Annotated in this window: 14 protein-coding genes; 6 read left to right on the plus strand and 8 right to left on the minus strand. The window is 62.0% G+C overall.

All coding sequences use genetic code 11. The annotated features are described in order from the left end of the window. Nucleotides 1-72: 72 nt before the first annotated feature. The gene (locus ACODSZ_RS18235) at nt 73-561 is read right to left on the minus strand and encodes a hypothetical protein (protein ID WP_488928213.1); all 489 of its coding nucleotides are present in this window, start codon (nt 559-561) and stop codon (nt 73-75) included. Between the two features lie 584 nt (nt 562-1,145). Here ACODSZ_RS18235 and dcd point away from each other — a divergent pair. Further along, nucleotides 1,146-1,715 (plus strand): dCTP deaminase, encoded by a 570-nt coding sequence (gene dcd, locus ACODSZ_RS18240; RefSeq protein WP_008331199.1) that lies wholly within the window; start codon nt 1,146-1,148, stop codon nt 1,713-1,715. 104 nt (nt 1,716-1,819) lie between these two features. On the opposite strand, the gene arsH is transcribed toward dcd, so the two are convergent. The 5 genes from arsH to ACODSZ_RS18265 all read right to left on the minus strand — a co-directional run bounded on the left by arsH (nt 1,820) and on the right by ACODSZ_RS18265 (nt 5,790). Then, nucleotides 1,820-2,557, minus strand: a complete 738-nt coding sequence (gene arsH, locus ACODSZ_RS18245) for an arsenical resistance protein ArsH (protein ID WP_488928214.1) — start codon at nt 2,555-2,557, stop codon at nt 1,820-1,822. After that, nucleotides 2,523-2,951 carry an arsenate reductase (glutaredoxin) gene (arsC, locus tag ACODSZ_RS18250; protein WP_488928215.1) on the minus strand — a complete coding sequence of 143 codons (429 nt, stop codon included), beginning with the start codon at nt 2,949-2,951 and terminating at the stop codon, nt 2,523-2,525. The genes arsH and arsC overlap by 35 nt, the downstream gene beginning before the upstream one ends. Nucleotides 2,952-2,998: 47 nt before the next feature. Beyond that, on the minus strand, nt 2,999-4,282 hold the full coding sequence (locus ACODSZ_RS18255; protein WP_488928216.1) for an arsenic transporter: 1,284 nt from the start codon (nt 4,280-4,282) through the stop codon (nt 2,999-3,001). Between the two features lie 52 nt (nt 4,283-4,334). Then, the gene (locus ACODSZ_RS18260) at nt 4,335-4,703 is read right to left on the minus strand and encodes an ArsR/SmtB family transcription factor (RefSeq protein ID WP_050978116.1); all 369 of its coding nucleotides are present in this window, start codon (nt 4,701-4,703) and stop codon (nt 4,335-4,337) included. 160 nt (nt 4,704-4,863) lie between these two features. After that, complete coding sequence (locus ACODSZ_RS18265; RefSeq protein ID WP_008331177.1) at nt 4,864-5,790, minus strand: LysR family transcriptional regulator; 927 nt, start codon at nt 5,788-5,790, stop codon at nt 4,864-4,866. A 100-nt stretch (nt 5,791-5,890) separates the two neighbouring features. On the opposite strand from ACODSZ_RS18265, the gene ACODSZ_RS18270 reads away from it, so the two are divergent. Both ACODSZ_RS18270 and ACODSZ_RS18275 read left to right on the plus strand, forming a co-directional pair. After that, nucleotides 5,891-6,508: a chromate transporter gene (locus tag ACODSZ_RS18270; RefSeq protein WP_175343296.1), complete on the plus strand. Its 618-nt coding sequence runs from the start codon at nt 5,891-5,893 to the stop codon at nt 6,506-6,508. Beyond that, nucleotides 6,505-7,035, plus strand: a complete 531-nt coding sequence (locus tag ACODSZ_RS18275) for a chromate transporter (RefSeq protein WP_008331175.1) — start codon at nt 6,505-6,507, stop codon at nt 7,033-7,035. Before ACODSZ_RS18270 ends, ACODSZ_RS18275 begins: the two co-directional genes overlap by 4 nt. 79 nt (nt 7,036-7,114) lie before the next feature. Here ACODSZ_RS18275 and ACODSZ_RS18280 read toward each other — a convergent pair whose 3' ends face one another. Continuing rightward, entirely contained in the window at nt 7,115-9,367 is a 2,253-nt protein-coding gene (locus tag ACODSZ_RS18280) for an arginine/lysine/ornithine decarboxylase (protein ID WP_175343297.1), read from the minus strand. Between the two features lie 211 nt (nt 9,368-9,578). Beyond that, nucleotides 9,579-10,073 (minus strand): dihydrofolate reductase, encoded by a 495-nt coding sequence (locus ACODSZ_RS18285; RefSeq protein ID WP_175343298.1) that lies wholly within the window; start codon nt 10,071-10,073, stop codon nt 9,579-9,581. A gap of 343 nt (nt 10,074-10,416) precedes the next feature. On the opposite strand from ACODSZ_RS18285, the gene ACODSZ_RS18290 reads away from it, so the two are divergent. The 3 genes from ACODSZ_RS18290 to ACODSZ_RS18300 all read left to right on the plus strand — a co-directional run bounded on the left by ACODSZ_RS18290 (nt 10,417) and on the right by ACODSZ_RS18300 (nt 15,981). Beyond that, entirely contained in the window at nt 10,417-12,042 is a 1,626-nt protein-coding gene (locus ACODSZ_RS18290; RefSeq protein ID WP_008331171.1) for a glucan biosynthesis protein G, read from the plus strand. Then, nucleotides 12,015-14,681, plus strand: a complete 2,667-nt coding sequence (mdoH, locus tag ACODSZ_RS18295) for a glucans biosynthesis glucosyltransferase MdoH (protein WP_488928217.1) — start codon at nt 12,015-12,017, stop codon at nt 14,679-14,681. The genes ACODSZ_RS18290 and mdoH overlap by 28 nt, the downstream gene beginning before the upstream one ends. 109 nt (nt 14,682-14,790) lie before the next feature. Then, nucleotides 14,791-15,981: an efflux RND transporter periplasmic adaptor subunit gene (locus tag ACODSZ_RS18300; RefSeq protein WP_008331166.1), complete on the plus strand. Its 1,191-nt coding sequence runs from the start codon at nt 14,791-14,793 to the stop codon at nt 15,979-15,981. Nucleotides 15,982-16,060 lie beyond the last annotated feature (79 nt).

Below are 16,060 nucleotides of genomic sequence, written 5' to 3' on the forward strand. Positions count from 1 at the left end.
GCCAGCGCCCTTTCTGGACAGAACGCATCTCACGCCTATTTATGAAATGGGTTCTGATAATTCCATCCCGCTTTATCGCGTCAGATAGTCCTTGAGCAGTGCAATACGGAAAATGGTCTCGCCCGAATCCCGGTCAACGATGAGGATGGCATACGGCCCCGGATAGTCCTTCATGTCGGCAATGTAGGCACCCAGGCAGGCGGGCGCCTCGGTCAATATTTCGGAGCCGATCAAGGTGGTTGGATAATTCTCGAGCATCCAGAACCGCGCATCGGTGCGATCCAGATTGCTGGATTTGAAGGGGCTAAGATTCCACCGGGGAGGAAACACCTGGTTGGTCGAAGGAATGAACATGGCCTTGATCTGCTCGGTCTGGCAATTCATTTTCTCCATCATCGAGTCGGCCGGGCGGTAGTCCAGCGGTCCAATGCCGTTCCAATAGAAACGGATGAAGAACAGCAGGACGTAACGAAAGACGAAAATGGCGATCAGCGTCCAGCACACAATTCTGATCTGACGGTGGTGGTCTGCGCACCATTGAAATTGGCGCCTGTTGAGCATGTTCTGCTTCCTCCGGTCGGGTTGTCTTCTTGTTGAACGTGATGTTCTTCAGCGTGCAGTGCTCGTCTCTGGGAGAGCGGCTCAAGGCTCCTTTGTGCTACTTGAACGGTATGCAAGAAAGAGAGCCATTGAAGCGCAAATCGCGGTGGGGGGATATTGAAATTCTTCTGGATTGAGCGAGGGCTTGACGATTTTTCCTTCGATCAAAAATCAAATGATATTCAGCACAACGCTTCCATCTGGACGGTCAGGTGGAATAGTTTGCTTCGTCAGTCTTGGTCGGTATGAAATAGAGAGGCGGGAGGGAAGGGGGCGAATTCGGACACCTCAATCGCGGTGACTCTCTCCCTCCGAAATGTCAGGTTCATCGCTGATCGGATGAAGTCCGCTGATGCCGGGTAATCGGAGATATTCTCAATACGTCGAAAGGTGAGGTGCTATCCCGAGGGGGGCTCCCAAGGCAATCAACATCGACCAACACCAACAAGCCACACCCGCCCCGATTCCCCCCAATCGCCCCAACTTGACCCATTTTTCGCGTAAAATGCCGCATTCTCCGAATCCGTCGAATACAGCAAACAACCATGGCCATCAAGTCAGACAAGTGGATCCGCCGCATGGCGGAGCAGGAAGGAATGATCGAACCCTACGAGCCCGGTCAGGTGCGCCTGGCGGCCGACGGGAGCAAGATCGTTTCCTACGGCACCTCGTCCTATGGCTACGATATCCGCTGCGCCAACGAATTCAAGATCTTTACCAACATCAATTCCACCATCGTCGATCCCAAGAACTTCGATGAGAAATCCTTCGTCGATTTCAAGGGCGATGTCTGCATCATCCCCCCCAACTCCTTCGCCCTGGCACGCACCGTCGAATACTTCCGCATCCCGCGCAGCGTGCTGACCATCTGCCTGGGCAAGTCCACCTACGCGCGCTGCGGCATCATCGTCAACGTCACCCCCTTCGAACCCGAATGGGAAGGCTATGTCACCCTGGAGTTCTCCAACACCACCCCGCTGCCCGCCAAGATCTACGCCGGCGAAGGCTGCGCCCAGGTGCTGTTCTTCGAGAGTGATGAAATCTGCGAAACCTCCTACAAGGATCGCGGCGGCAAGTACCAGGGGCAGCATGGCGTGACCCTGCCCAAGACCTGATGGGTTGAATTCCATAAATGATATAAATCATTTATGGAATGTTGCTGCACTATGATTGACGGGCTGCGCCGGCCAATCAAGCGCCTCGCAGCATGTCCGTCGGATCAGAGGGCGCGCTGGTTGACGCGCCCGGTCAGTTCTTCGGCCGATTCTCTTCGCTCGCTATAGCGGTCAGTCAGGAAGGGCGAGACGTCGCGCGTCAACAGCGTGAATTTGAACAGTTCCTCCATCACGTCCACCACGCGCTCGTAGTATGCCGACGGTTTCATCCTGCCGGCTTCGTCAAACTCCTGATATGCCTTGGCCACCGAAGACTGGTTCGGGATGGTCAGCATCCGCATCCAGCGACCGAGTATCCGCATCTGGTTGACGGCGTTGAAGGACTGCGAGCCGCCCGATACCTCCATGACCGCCAGCGTCTTGCCTTGCGAAGGGCGAATGGCGCCCTGAGAGAGTGGAATCCAGTCGATCTGTGCCTTCATGATCCCCGTCATGGCACCATGGCGTTCAGGCGAGCACCACACCATCCCTTCAGACCAGTTGGCCAGCTCCCGCAGTTCAAGCACTTTCGGATGTGTGTCCGGTTCGCTGTCCGGCAGCGGCAGGCCGCGCGGATCAAAGATCCTGACATCGCCACCCAATGCCTCCAGCAAGCGGGCCGCTTCCATGGTCAGCAGTCGGCTATAGGAGCGTTCACGAACGGAGCCGTACAGCAAGAGAAATCGCGGAGGGTGTGACGACGCCCCGATCCTGGCGAAATCGGCGATGGAGGGGGCCTTGAACTGACTCGCGTCGACGTTGGGCAGATCACCTGGCAGAGTTGACACGGTGGCCCTCCGCATTGACGACGACTTCGCCGTCTTCTTTCGTGAATCCACCTTGCTGAGGATTTTCCAGGATCTCCAGTACCAGCTCCGAGGGGCGGCACAGGCGGGTTCCCCTGGACGTCACCACGAATGGCCGGTTGATCAGAATGGGATGGGTCAGCATGGCATCGAGCAACTGGTCGTCGCTCAGAGCGGCATCATCCAGGCCCAACTCGGCGTAGGGCGGAGCTTTTTGACGGATGGCGTCGCGTACGGTGAGACCGGCATCCCGGATCATCTGGACCAGCTGCTCGCGGCTGGGCGGGTGCTGCAGGTATTCGATGATCGTCGGCTCTTCACCGCTGTTGCGGATCATGGCCAAGGTGTTGCGGGAGGTGCCACATGCGGGGTTATGGTAGATCGTGGTCATGATGAATGCCTGTGTTGAAGTTGACGGAGCGGGCAGGGCCATCCTGCTCATCCCCCCAGCCTGATGGCCAGAGCGGATAGGGTGATCAGCAGGACCGGCAGCGTCAGCAAGGCGCCGACCCTGAAGTAATAGCCCCAGGAAATATGAATGTTCTTCTTGTCCAGCACGTGCAGCCACAGCAAGGTGGCCAGGCTGCCGATGGGGGTGATCTTGGGGCCAAGGTCGCTGCCAATGACGTTGGCGTAGATCATTGCCTCTTTCACGACGCCCTGTGCGGTGGTGGCATCGATCGATAGTGCCCCGACCAGCACCGTGGGCATGTTATTCATGATGGAGGACATCAAGGCCGTCAGGAAACCGGTGCCGAGTGCAGCGCCCCAGACGCCATGTTCGGCAAGACCGTTCAGCACGCCCGTCAAGTGGTCCGTCAGTCCTGCATTGCGCAGTCCATACACCACCAGGTACATCCCCAGCGAGAAGAACACCACCTGCCAGGGCGCGCCTTTGATGACTTCACGCGTGGAAATGACTTGGCCCTTGCCTGCGACTGCCAGGAGAATCACTGCGCCCGCGGCTGCCATGACGCTGATCGGTACGCCCCTGTCTTCCAGCCAGAAAAAGCCTGCCAGCAGCATCGCAAGTACCCACCAGCCGGCGACGAAGGTCGCTCGATCATGGATGGCTGCGGCGGGTTCTTGCAGTTGCGTCAGGTCATAGTGTCGGGGGATATCGCGGCGGAAGTAGATGAACAGGACGATAAGCGTCGTCACGACCGAGACCACGTCCACCGGGATCATGACCGAGGCGTATTGCGCGAATCCGATCTTGAAGAAGTCCGCCGAGACGATATTGACCAGGTTCGACACCACCAGCGGCAGGCTGGCCGTGTCGGCGATGAAGCCGGCCGCCATCACGAAGGCCAGTGTTGCCTGCGGCGAAAAGCGAAGTGCCAGCAGCATGGCGATGACAATGGGAGTGAGGATCAGCGCAGCGCCGTCGTTGGCGAACAGGGCCGATACCGCCGCGCCCAACAGGACCAGCAGCACGAACAGCAGACGCCCGCGTCCACCTCCCCAGCGCGCTACATGCAGGGCGGCCCACTCAAAAAAGCCGGCCTTGTCCAGCAACAGGCTGATGATGATGATGGCGATGAAGGTGCCGGTAGCGTTCCAGACGATATGCCAGACCACCGGGATATCCGAAAGATGGATGACGCCCGCCGCCAGCGCCACGGCCGCACCGGCGCAGGCACTCCAGCCAATGCCCAGTCCTTTGGGCTGCCAGATGACAAACATCAGGGTGAGCAGGAAGATGACGAGCGCAGTCAGCACTTTCTATCCTTGGTCAGTAAATGAGGGGGCAGGGGTTTAAGTCGGTGGGTGCTCATGATGAACTCTGTCTGATGGTTCCCGCTGTTGCTGACGTGGTGGTGGAGCGCTCGCTGCAGGCGCTCACGGGCGAGCACGGATTGCCCCCGCAGCAGTTTTCCGTCAGAAAACTCAATACTTCATTCATTGCACCGTAGTTGGCCGCGTAGATGACGAAACGCCCGTCCTGGCGGGAGCTCACCAGGCCGGCGTGTGTCAGCTCTTTCATATGAAAGGAGACGGACGAGGGGGCGATGCCCAAGGTTTCTCCGATCTTGCTGGCGGCGCAGCCTTCGGGGCCGAGCTGAACCAGGTGCCGGAAGATGGCCAGGCGCGATTCCTGGGCTAATGCGGCCAATGCGGTGATGACAGTCCTGGTTTCCATTTCGCTCTCCTTCAATCCAATATTTCAATTATTATTGAAATATTGGATCGAAGCAAGAGGCCGTCTCCACATCGCCGCCTGCCTTCAGGTTGAAATCCACACTCTCATCAGCTGCAAGCCTGCTTTGTATGGATGTGAAACTTGCCATATGCAGCAGATATCAACGCCGTTTGCGCCCCGCACTCAATTTCAAGGCTTCCTGCCGCATCAGGCGCGCCGCACCGCTGATGCTGCCAGTCCGGTAAGCCAGGTGCAGCGGTGCCTTCAGCTCGGGCGCACCGGTCAGCTTCAGGTACACCACGCCCTCCGCATTGACCCGCGTCATCGATGCCGGGATCACCGCCACCCCCACGCCAGCAGCCACCAGCGATAGCGTGGACAGATTCTTGCGCGCCTCCTGGATCACCTGCGGCGAGAATCCGGCCGCATGGCAGGCCGCGATGATGGTGTCGTACAGGCCAGGACCGTTGGGCCGGCGCGTCATGATGAAGGATTGCTCGGCCAGTGCGTGCAGGGCGAGGCTCTTGCGCTTGCCCTGCTCGGCCAGCGGATGGTCGATGGGCAACGCGGCCACCATGTCTTCGACCAGCATGGTCTCGATGGTCAATCCGCCCGAATCGCCCACCGGGGAACGGACGAAGGCCAGATCCAGCCGCTTGGCGCGCAGTGCTTCGATCAGTTCATTGGTATTGCTCTCTTCCACCGTCATGGCGACATCCGGCGCATCGGCGCGAAAGGCGCGGATCACCGAATGCACGAAGGGATGCAGCGAAGCCGATTCGGTAAAGCCCACCGCAATGCGCCCCATCTTGCCCTGTGCGATACGGCGCACGCTGGCCACCGACGTATCGAGTTGCGCCAGCAGGGCGCGTGCATCATTGAGCAGGGCCACCCCGCTGTCAGTGAGCTCCATGCCGCGCGGCAGGCGGTTGAAGAGGGTCACGCCCAGCTCGCGCTCCAGCAGGCGGATCTGCTGCGACAGCGGCGGCTGCTGGATGCCGATGCGCTCGGCCGCCTTGGTCAGGTGGCCCTCTTCAGCCACAGCGATGAAGTAGCGCAGCAGGCGCAGATCGATGGAAGGTGACATATTTTTAAAATATGGATCAAGTATCTGACATATATTAGACAAAAACCCTCCCCAAGAGTAGCCTTTCATTCATCCGGCAATCACGCCGCGTTCGCATGAGATGATGATGAGTACTCCTGACCTGCCGGCCCCTGAGCGGGCCGTTCCTTCTACCCGGGAAATCTTCCTGGGCTTTCTTGGCCTGGGCATGACCGCCTTCGGCGGTGCCTTGCCGCTGGCGCACCGCATGATCGTGGAGCGCCGTCGCTGGCTCACCGATCCCGAATTCGTCGAGCTGCTGGGCCTGTGTCAGTTCCTCCCCGGGGGCAACATCATCAACCTGTCGGTGGCGCTGGGCATGAAGTTCCGGGGCTGGAAGGGGGCGCTGGCCGGTATCACCGGGCTCATCGCCGTGCCCTCGATGGTGGTGATCCTGCTGGGCATGATCTACCAGCACTTCCAGCATGATCCCAACGTCAAGCACCTGTTCGCGGGACTGGCGGCGGCGGCAGCGGGGCTGTTGATCCAGATGGCCGTCAAGATCGCCTTGCCCCTGCGCAAGAACCTGGTGCTGGCGGGCGTGGCAGTGGTCTGTTTCATTGCCATCGCCTTGCTGCGCATTCCGCTGCTGTGGGTGATGCTGGTGATGACGCCCGTCAGCGTGGTGCTCACCGCCCGCTATGGCAGCCGCTTCGCGGCCAAGCCGCAGACTGCGGGCAAGAAGGAGGGCGCGCAATGAGCCAGACCCTGATCGCATTGGCCATCATCTTCACCCAGTTGTCGGTGCTGGCCTTCGGTGGCGGCAATACCATCCTCCCCGAGATGCAGCGCCAGGTGGTGGAAGTCCATCACTGGATGAGCGCCGAGGATTTCAGTGCGCTGTTTGCATTGGGTCAGGCCGCGCCGGGCCCCAACCTGATGGTGGTTACGCTGGTGGGCTGGCATGTGGCGGGCTTCTGGGGGATGCTGGTGACCAGCCTGGCCAAGTTCGGTCCGTCCTCCATCATCACCATCATCATGTTGCACGTCTGGGAGAGGTGCAAGGACAAGCCCTGGCGGCGTCACGTGCAGGCCGGCCTGCTGCCGGTCACCGGCGGGCTGGTGGCGGCTTCGGCGCTGTTGATCGCGCAGGCGTCGATCACGCATGGCTTCCTCGCGGCCATCACGGCGACCACCGCCATCATTGCGCTCAAGACCAAGATTCATCCGCTGTGGTTGTTGTTTGGCGGGGCACTGGCGGGTTATTTCTATCTCGGTAGCTTCTGATCGGATTGCATCCGGCAGCAGCATGAAAAAAGCCGATGCCTTCGCAGGCACCGGCTTTTTTTGCACGCAGCACCGAGACTTACTGCTTGACGCAATCCACGAAGTAATCGCGGCGGCCGTTGACTTCACGCTTGACCAGTCCGTGCACGTCGGTTTCGAAGCCCGGGAATTTCTCGTTGAAATCACGCGCAAACTTCAGGTAATCAACGATGGTCTTGTTGAAGATCTCACCCGGGATCAACAGCGGAATGCCCGGCGGATAGGGGGTCAGCAGGATCGAGGTCACGCGACCTTCCAGTTCGTCCAGGGGGACGCGATCGATTTCGCGGTGGGCCATCTTGGCGAAGGCGTCCGAAGGCTTCATGGCCGGCTGCATGTCCGAGAGATACATCTCGGTGGTCAGGCGGGCCACGTCGTAGGCGCGGTAGGTCTCGTGGATCTGCTGGCACAGGTCGCGCAGGCCCAGGCGCTCGTAGCGCGGGTTGCGCTGGGCGAACTCGGGCAGGATGCGCCAGATCGGCTGGTTCTTGTCGTAGTCGTCCTTAAACTGCTGCAGCGCCGTCACCAGGGTGTTCCAGCGGCCCTTGGTGATGCCGATGGTGAACATGATGAAGAAGGAATACAGGCCGCACTTCTCCACGATCACGCCGTGCTCGGCCAGGTACTTGGTCACGATGGAAGCAGGGATGCCGCTCTCGCCGAACTGGCCGTTCAGGGCCAGGCCGGGGGTGACGATGGTGGCCTTGATCGGGTCCAGCATGTTGAAGCCCGGCGCCAGGTTGCCGAAACCGTGCCAGTCGTCCTCGGCCTTGATGACCCAGTCCTCGCGCTCGCCGATGCCGTCGGCGGCAAAGCTGTTGGGGCCCCAGACCTGGAACCACCACTCATCGCCAAATTCCTGGTCGATCTTCTTCATGGCGCGACGGAAGTCCAGCGCCTCCAGGATGCTTTCTTCCACCAGCGCCGTGCCGCCCGGTGCTTCCATCATGGCCGCCGCGACGTCGCAGGAGGCGATGATGGAGTACTGCGGCGAGGTCGAGGTGTGCATCAAGAAGGCTTCGTTGAAGGCGTCTTCGTCGAGCTTCACGGTTTCCGATTCGCGCACCAGGATCTGCGAAGCCTGCGACAGGCCGGCCAGCAGTTTGTGAGTCGACTGGGTTGAGAAGATCAGCGACTTCTTGGCGCGCGGACGGTCCTTGCCAATGGCGTGCATGTCCTTGTAGAAGTCGTGGAAGGTGGCGTGCGGCAGCCAGGCTTCGTCGAAGTGCAGGGTCTCGATCTCGCCGTCGAGCATGTTCTTCAGGGTCTCGACGTTGTAGACCACGCCGTCGTAGGTCGATTGCGTGATGGTCAGGATGCGCGGCTTCTTGTTCTTGGCTTCGCGGGCGAAGGGGTTGGCTTCGATCTTGCGCTGGATGCTTTCGAGGGTGAACTCTTCCAGCGGGATCGGGCCGATGATGCCGAGGTGATTGCGGGTCGGCATCAGGAACACGGGAATCGCACCGGTCATGATGATGGAGTGCAGGATGGACTTGTGGCAGTTGCGGTCCACCACGACGATGTCGCCGGGGGCGACGGTGGAGTGCCAGACCATCTTGTTGGAGGTCGAGGTGCCGTTGGTGACGAAGTAGCAGTGGTCGGCATTGAAGATGCGCGCCGCATTGCGCTCCGAGTTGGCCACCGGGCCGGTGTGGTCCAGCAGTTGGCCGAGTTCTTCCACGGCGTTGCAGACGTCGGCGCGCAACATGCGTTCGCCGAAGAACTGGTGGAACATCTGGCCCACAGGTGACTTCAGGAAGGCCACGCCGCCGGAGTGACCGGGGCAGTGCCAGGAATAGGAGCCGTCCTGGGCGTAATCGACCAGGGCGCGGAAGAAGGGCGGGGCCAGGCCGTCCAGGTAGGACTTGGCTTCACGGATGATGTGACGGGCCACGAACTCCGGCGTGTCTTCGAACATGTGAATGAAACCGTGCAACTCGCGCAGCACATCGTTGGGAATGTGGCGCGAGGTGCGGGTTTCACCGTAGAGATAGATGGGGATGTCGGCGTTTTTATGACGGATTTCGCTGACAAACGCACGCAGGGCCTTCAGGGCGTGGTCGGTCTCTTCATCCGAGCCGGCGCCCATTTCTTCATCGTCGATGGACAGGATGAAGGCCGAGGCGCGCGACTGTTGCTGGGCGAACTGGGCCAGGTCGCCATAGCTGGTCACGCCCAGCACTTCCATGCCTTCGGCTTCGATGGCGTCGGCCAGGGCGCGGATGCCCAGGCCCGAGGTGTTTTCGGAGCGGAAGTCTTCGTCGATGATGACGATGGGGAATCGGAATTTCATGGATTTCTCCAGGCTTTGCGCGCGGGGAGCCGGTTCGGCACACGCGCGCAGGGGGTCAAAAGAAAAGCGCCTGGGCTGGCAGTGCTTGCGCGCCGGAAAAATGAAAGCGGGATTGTCGCAGATATGCGCGCCACGTGTGCGCCAACTGCGCTAAAGAGCTGCGCAGTGTAAGCAAAAAAGGGAAAAAACAACAGCCTGTTGTCGGGCCGGATCAACGTCTTTGGTATGTCACAAAAGCGTAGTCCAATCCGGAAGTTTCGGACCGGTGGTTCTCGCGCGCCGTCTCCTGCCACAGCGCCTGGTCCAGGGCCGGGAAGAAGGCGTCGCAATCGAAGACTTTCCCGATGCGGGTGATGATGAGGCGGTCCACCAGCGGCAGCGCCTCGGCATAGATCTGCGCCCCGCCGATGATGAAGGCCGGCGCTGCCTGCACCAGTGCGGCGGCTTCCTGCAGGGAGCCGGCCGTCTCCACGCCCGCGTGTTGCCACCCGCCATTGCGGGTGATGACGATGTTGCGCCGGTTGGGCAGCGGCCGACCGATCGATTCGAAGGTCTTGCGGCCCATCAGGATGGCATGCCCGGAGGTGGTGCGCTTGAAATGCGCCAGGTCTTCCGGCAGATGCCAGGGCAGGGTGTTGCGGATACCGATGCCGTTGTTGAGGTCGGTGGCGACGACGATGGTCAGGGAGCCGGAAGCAGTGGTCATGCGCAAATCTGGGTTGGAACGAGGGGAAAGCAGGCCGGCACGGGGCCGGAGGCAGGCGCGACAAAACATAATGTTACAGCAGCCATGCTGCAACACGGAACTTTATGCAGCGCCATCTGCCCTTATATCTGAACCGGTCGGCTGCCTTGAGCACTAAAGCCGGGTTTGCGGCCGAATGAAGTTTCTTTCATGAAACATTGCCCATTGGGGCCATTCCGGCCGCAAGCATGCCATCCCGATATGAACTAGCGAACAATCCTGGCCACATTTGGGTAAACTAGCGCCTGCCTTCCGGTGCGGCGCTGCTTCCAGTGTCTGCCGGGGCAATCAACCAGAAAACTGCATGTCCGACAAAACAATAATGCTGCTTCACACCACCTCCTGGCCTGGCGAGGGACTTGTTTCCCCGCGCAGTGCCGCACGACGGGCCTGGTGGCGTCGCCTTGCCGCTCCGGCGGCCCTGGCGGGTCTGCTGGCGCTGGCCTTGCCGCAGGCGGCCCTGGCCTTCGATTTCAACACGGTGGCCGCCCGCGCCAAGGCACTGGCCGGCAAATCCTACAAGAAGCCTGCTGATGACCTGCCCAAGTCGCTCAAGGACCTGAGCTACGAGCAGGCCAGCCGGCTCTACTTCCGCGATGACAAGTCGGTCTGGCGCGCGCAGAAGCTGCCCTTCGAACTGTCCTTCATCCATCTTGGCGCCAGCTATACCGAGCCGGTCAAGATCAATGAAGTGGTGGGCAACGCCGTGCGCGAGATCCATTTCAGTCCGGCCCTCTTCGACTACAGCGCCAATCGCAGCGTCGATCCGCGCACCCTGCGCAATATCGGCTTTGCGGGTTTTCGTATCCGCTTCCCGCTCAACTCGGCCAAGGTCAAGGATGACGTGCTGACCTTCCACGGTGCCAGCTACTTCCGCGCCATGGGGAAAGGGCAGAGCTACGGCCTGTCGGCACGTGGTCTGGCTATCGATACGGCGCTCTATTCGGGCGAGGAATTCCCCCGCTTCACCGAATTCTGGCTGGAGCGCCCGGCCGCCGATGCCAAGGACCTGGTGATCTACGCGCTGCTGGATTCGCCGCGCGCCACCGGCGCCTATCGCTTCGTGTTGAAGCCCGGCGTGGATACGGTCATGGACGTCAAGGCCCAGATCTACCTGCGCAGCAACGTCACCAAGCTGGGCATTGCTCCGCTGACCAGCATGTTCCTCTTCGGCGAGAACCAGCCGGGTCCGGCCGACGACTTCCGTCCGGAAGTGCATGACTCGGACGGCCTGGCCATGCAGTCGGGGACCGGCGAATGGCTGTGGCGTCCGTTGGTGAACCCCAAGCGCCTGCTGGTGACCTCGTTCTCCTTCGACAATCCCCAGGGCTTTGGCCTCATGCAGCGTGACCGCAACTTCTCGCACTACGAAGACCTGGACTACAACTACCAGTCGCGCCCCAGCGCCTGGGTCGAGCCCAAGGGCAAGTGGGGTTCGGGCCGCGTGGAGCTGGTGCAGATCCCCACGCCTGACGAGACCAACGACAACATCGTGGCCTACTGGATCCCCAACACGCTGCCCAAGCCGGGCCAGCCGCTGAACGTGGAATACCGCCTGTCCTGGCAGAAGGACAACGAGAAGCGCCCGCCGCTGGCCTTCGTCACCCAGACCCTGTTCGGCCATGGCTATCGTCCCAAGCAGGACGGCAAGACCGATGAGGTGCAGCAGCTGGCGATTGACTTCGATGGTGGCAATCTCAAGAAGCTGCCCGCCAACGCGCGGGTGGAAGGGGTGGTCGAGGCCGATGCCAATGGCAAGCTGGCCAGCGTGACTACCCGCAAGAATGACGTGACCGGCGGCTGGCGTGTGGAAGTCAAGCTGCGCCGTCTGGAAGAAAACAAGCCTGTCGAGCTGCGCGGTTTCCTGCGCAATGCCAATGGCGGCACAACCTTGTCTGAAACGTGGAGCTACATATTACCCCCCAACTAAGGCAGACTTCGGCAGCCTCGCAGACGCTGGAGGATTACCTCGCGTGCCTGCCGCTGTCGCCTGAACAACGCCAGGACCTGGCCGCGCGGGCGGGTGCAATCGGCTCCGGCGATCCGGTGGTCGACCTGCACCGCGTGCTGGCCGAGGCCAGCGGACGCGATGCCAGCCTGGTGCCGGCCGCGGCGCAAGCCTCGGTCGATGCCCGCCTGCGCCTCATGTATCCCGCCGCCCAGCCGGTTGCGGTGCCGGCCGTGCAAGCTGCGCGGGCCGTGCAGGGCGCCCCGGTTCCACCCATCGGTCAGGAGCGCGGCCAGCCGCGCATTCCGGTCGGGCCGCCTCTGCAGCGCAAGTCCATGGTGCCGCGTCCCTGGGGTGAACTCAATCCGTTCTCGCGTTGGGTGGAAGAAGAAAACCGCCGCCTGGAACGTCGTCCCAGCCGCTGGCGGCGCGCCCGCAAGGGCCGCGCCAAGGTGGTCGAAGCCGTGCCGCCGGTGGATGACGAACCGCGCTACATCGAAGATCACCTGGACCAGTCCGAGGCCCCCGATCCCAAGGGGCATTGGCAGCATACGGGCAACGTGCGCCGTATTACGCTTTTGGTGCTGATGGTGTTGCAGACCTCGATGGCCACCTACTTCATGAGCGACGTGCTGCCCTATCACGGCACCAAGCCGCTGGAGATGCTGGTGCTGTTCCTGTTCGGGCTGCTGTTCCTGTGGGTCTCGGCCGGGTTCTGGACGGCCATGACGGGTTTCCTGGTCTTGATGCGTGGTGACGACAAGTATCTGATCTCGCATGAGAAGGCCGGCAATACCGAGATTGCACCCGAGGCCCGCACGGCCATCGTCATGCCCATCTGCAACGAGGATGTGGCGCGTGTCTTCGCCGGCCTGCGGGCGACCTACGAGTCGCTGGAACGCACCGGGCAGATCCGGCATTTCGATTTCTTCATCTTGAGCGACAGCGGCGAAGCTGATATCTGCGCGGCAGAAACCGCCGCATGGGATCGCCTGTGCCGCCAGACTGGTGGCTTCGGGCGCATCTTCTATCGCCATCGCCGCCGCCGCGTCAAGCGCAAGAGCGGCAACCTGGACGATTTCTGCCGCCGCTGGGGCGCCGCCTATCGCTACATGGTGGTGCTGGACGCCGACAGCGTCATGACCGGCGAATGCCTCACCAAGCTGACCCGCCTGATGGAAGCCCATCCGGGCGCGGGCATCATCCAGACCGCGCCGCGTGCAGCCGGACGCGATACGCTCTATGCGCGCATCCAGCAGTTCTCCACGCGCGTATACGGCCCGTTGTTCACGGCCGGCCTGCATTACTGGCAGCTGGGCGAATCGCACTTCTGGGGCCACAACGCCATCATCCGTCTGCAGCCCTTCATGAAGTATTGCGCGCTGGCGCCGCTGCCGGGCAAGAGCAACCTGTCCGGGCCGATCATGTCGCACGACTTCGTGGAAGCCTCGCTGATGCGGCGCGCCGGCTGGTCGGTGTGGATCGCCTATGACCTGGATGGCAGCTATGAAGAAATGCCGCCCAATCTGCTCGACGAGTTGAGCCGCGACCGCCGTTGGTGCCAGGGCAATCTGATGAACTTCCGCCTGTTCCTGGCGCGCGGCATGCACGTGGTGCATCGCGCCGTGTTCGTCACTGGCGTGATGGCCTATGTGTCGGCGCCGCTGTGGGGCCTGTTCCTGATCCTCTCCACGGTGTTGCTGGCGGCCCATACGCTGATCGATCCGCAATATTTCACGGCGCCCCGCCAGTTGTTCCCGATCTGGCCCGAGTGGCATCCGGAAAAGGCCCTGGCGCTGGTGTCGGCTACGGCCACCATCCTGTTCCTGCCCAAGATCCTGGCCGTGCTGCTGTTTGCGGTGAAGGGCGCACGCGGTTTCGGTGGCGCGCTGGCCTTGTTCGTGAGCATGCTGATCGAACTGCTGTTCTCGATGGCGCTGGCCCCGGTGCGCATGCTGTTCCATACGCGCTTCGTGCTGGGGGCCTTCCTCGGCTGGAATGCCGGCTGGAAGTCGCCGCCGCGGGCCGACAATGAAACCGGCTGGGGCGAGGCGGTGCGTCGCCATGGCTGGCATTCGGTGCTGGGCGTGGCCTGGGGCGCGCTGGTGTACTGGCTCAATCCCTCCTTCATCTGGTGGCTCATCCCGATTGCCGGTTCGCTGGCCGTTTCGGTGCCGGTGTCGGTGCTGTCTTCGCGGGTAACTTATGGTCGTGGTTTCCGCCGTGCCGGTCTGTTCAAGATCCCGGAAGAGACCTCGCCGCCGCTGGAACTGCGCGAGACCGTGCGCCATCACGAAGAGACGCCGCCGTTGCCGGGCTTCGTCGAGGCCGTGGTCGATCCGTCGTTCAATGCGCTGGTGTGCGCCACCGCGCATGCGCACCCGCAGGTGCCGGCACTGACGCAGCACCTGCGCGAGAAGCTGGTGCGTAGTGCGCTCAAGGATGGACCGGACGCGCTCAACGACAAGCAGAAGAACAGCATCCTGGAAGAGCCGGGCCTGCTGTCGCAACTGCACCAGGCGGTCTGGAGCGGTGCTGCCGAGGTTCATCCCGACTGGCACGCGGCCCGCCAGCAGGCCGTACCCGCCAGCGCCATCGAAGCACCGGTACTGGCCGCCTGAGGGGGCGCGCCAGCACCGCAACAGGGACGGCCGAAGACATTCGGCCGTCATGTTTTGCAGGGATCATCACGCCTTGTTGAATCCGACTTGAACGCTTGCCGCCAGTGACATGACCGAGCCGCACGAACCACTTCCACATATTATTCCGACCACCCATGCGCCTGCGCGGCAGAAAGCCTGGTGGAGCGGTATCGCCCTGGCGCTGGTGCTGGGCGGCGGCTATGCGCTGTATTCCCGCCAGGCGCCGCCACCGCCGCCGCCCAAGCCGATTCCGGTGAAGCTGGAGACGGTCGCGGTAGAGCGCGCCGACCTGGAACAGGTGGTCAACGCCACCGGCAATGTGGTGGCTCAGGATTACGTGGATGTCGGCTCCAAGGTGGCCGGACAGATCTCGGATGTGGAAGTGGTGATCGGTGAGTCGGTCAAAGCCGGGCGCCTGCTGGCCACCGTGGCGCCGGCCGTGCAGAACAGCCGCATCGAAAGCAACCGTGCCACCCTGGCGCGCCTGAAGGCCGAACTGGCCGGACAGAACGCCCAGCTCGACTTTGCCCAGTTGCAGTTCCAGCGCCAGACCCAGCTCAAGGCCGAGAACGCCACCCGCGAAGAGTCCTATGAATCCAGCCGCATGAACATGTATGCGGCGGCGTCCCGCGTGGACGCCACCAACGCCCAGATCCAGCAGACCGAAGCGGCCATCCGTGAAGATGAGGCGGTGCAGAAGCAGACCCGCATCGAAGCCCCCGCCGGCGGTACCATCGTCACCCTCAATGCACGTCCCGGCCAGATGGTCAGCGCCAACCAGGAAGTGCTCATGCGCATCGCCGATCTCTCGCGCATGACGGTGCAGGTGCCGGTCGCGGAAGAGGACGTGACGCGCCTGCAAAAGGGCATGACGGCGTATTTCACCACGCCCGGCTACCCCGGCAAGCGCTGGAGCGGCAAGCTGCGCCAGATCATGCTGCTGCCCACCGATGACTCCGGACGCCAGGGCAAGAAGGCGTATTACACCGTGCTCTTCGATGTGGCCAATCCCAGCCGCGAACTGATGAGCGGCATGAGTGCCGACGTGTATTTCGTGCTGGCGCGCGCCGAGCATGTGCCGACCATTCCGCGTTCGCTGGTGACCAAGCCGGGCATGGACGGCACCCAGAGTGTCAAGGTGGTGGCTCCCGATGGCACGCTGGAGACGCGCAAGATCAAGATCGGCATTCGCGATGGCGAACGCGCCCAGGTACTGTCGGGGTTGAAGGAGGGCGAGCAGGTGCTGCTGCCGGCCAATCCGCCGGCGCTTGCCAAGTAGTCGCGCACGGCCGGCAGGGCTTGCTGTACAGTAACGGCTGCCCGGGCGGCCCGGTTTCTCCGTTTTCCGTTTTTCGACG

It is taken from the genome of Herbaspirillum sp. FG34, assembly GCF_057809315.1.

Coding starts and splice junctions, on each gene's coding strand:
- ACODSZ_RS18235 (WP_488928213.1), bottom strand. CDS start 561: ATGCTCAACAGGCGCCAATTTCAATGGTGCGCAGACCACCACCGTCAG.
- ACODSZ_RS18300 (WP_008331166.1), top strand. CDS start 14,791: ATGACCGAGCCGCACGAACCACTTCCACATATTATTCCGACCACCCAT.
- ACODSZ_RS18275 (WP_008331175.1), top strand. CDS start 6,505: ATGAGCCAGACCCTGATCGCATTGGCCATCATCTTCACCCAGTTGTCG.
- ACODSZ_RS18270 (WP_175343296.1), top strand. CDS start 5,891: ATGATGATGAGTACTCCTGACCTGCCGGCCCCTGAGCGGGCCGTTCCT.
- ACODSZ_RS18280 (WP_175343297.1), bottom strand. CDS start 9,367: ATGAAATTCCGATTCCCCATCGTCATCATCGACGAAGACTTCCGCTCC.
- ACODSZ_RS18290 (WP_008331171.1), top strand. CDS start 10,417: ATGTCCGACAAAACAATAATGCTGCTTCACACCACCTCCTGGCCTGGC.
- arsC (WP_488928215.1), bottom strand. CDS start 2,951: ATGACCACGATCTACCATAACCCCGCATGTGGCACCTCCCGCAACACC.
- ACODSZ_RS18285 (WP_175343298.1), bottom strand. CDS start 10,073: ATGACCACTGCTTCCGGCTCCCTGACCATCGTCGTCGCCACCGACCTC.
- ACODSZ_RS18265 (WP_008331177.1), bottom strand. CDS start 5,790: ATGTCACCTTCCATCGATCTGCGCCTGCTGCGCTACTTCATCGCTGTG.
- dcd (WP_008331199.1), top strand. CDS start 1,146: ATGGCCATCAAGTCAGACAAGTGGATCCGCCGCATGGCGGAGCAGGAA.
- ACODSZ_RS18260 (WP_050978116.1), bottom strand. CDS start 4,703: ATGGAAACCAGGACTGTCATCACCGCATTGGCCGCATTAGCCCAGGAA.
- arsH (WP_488928214.1), bottom strand. CDS start 2,557: ATGCGGAGGGCCACCGTGTCAACTCTGCCAGGTGATCTGCCCAACGTC.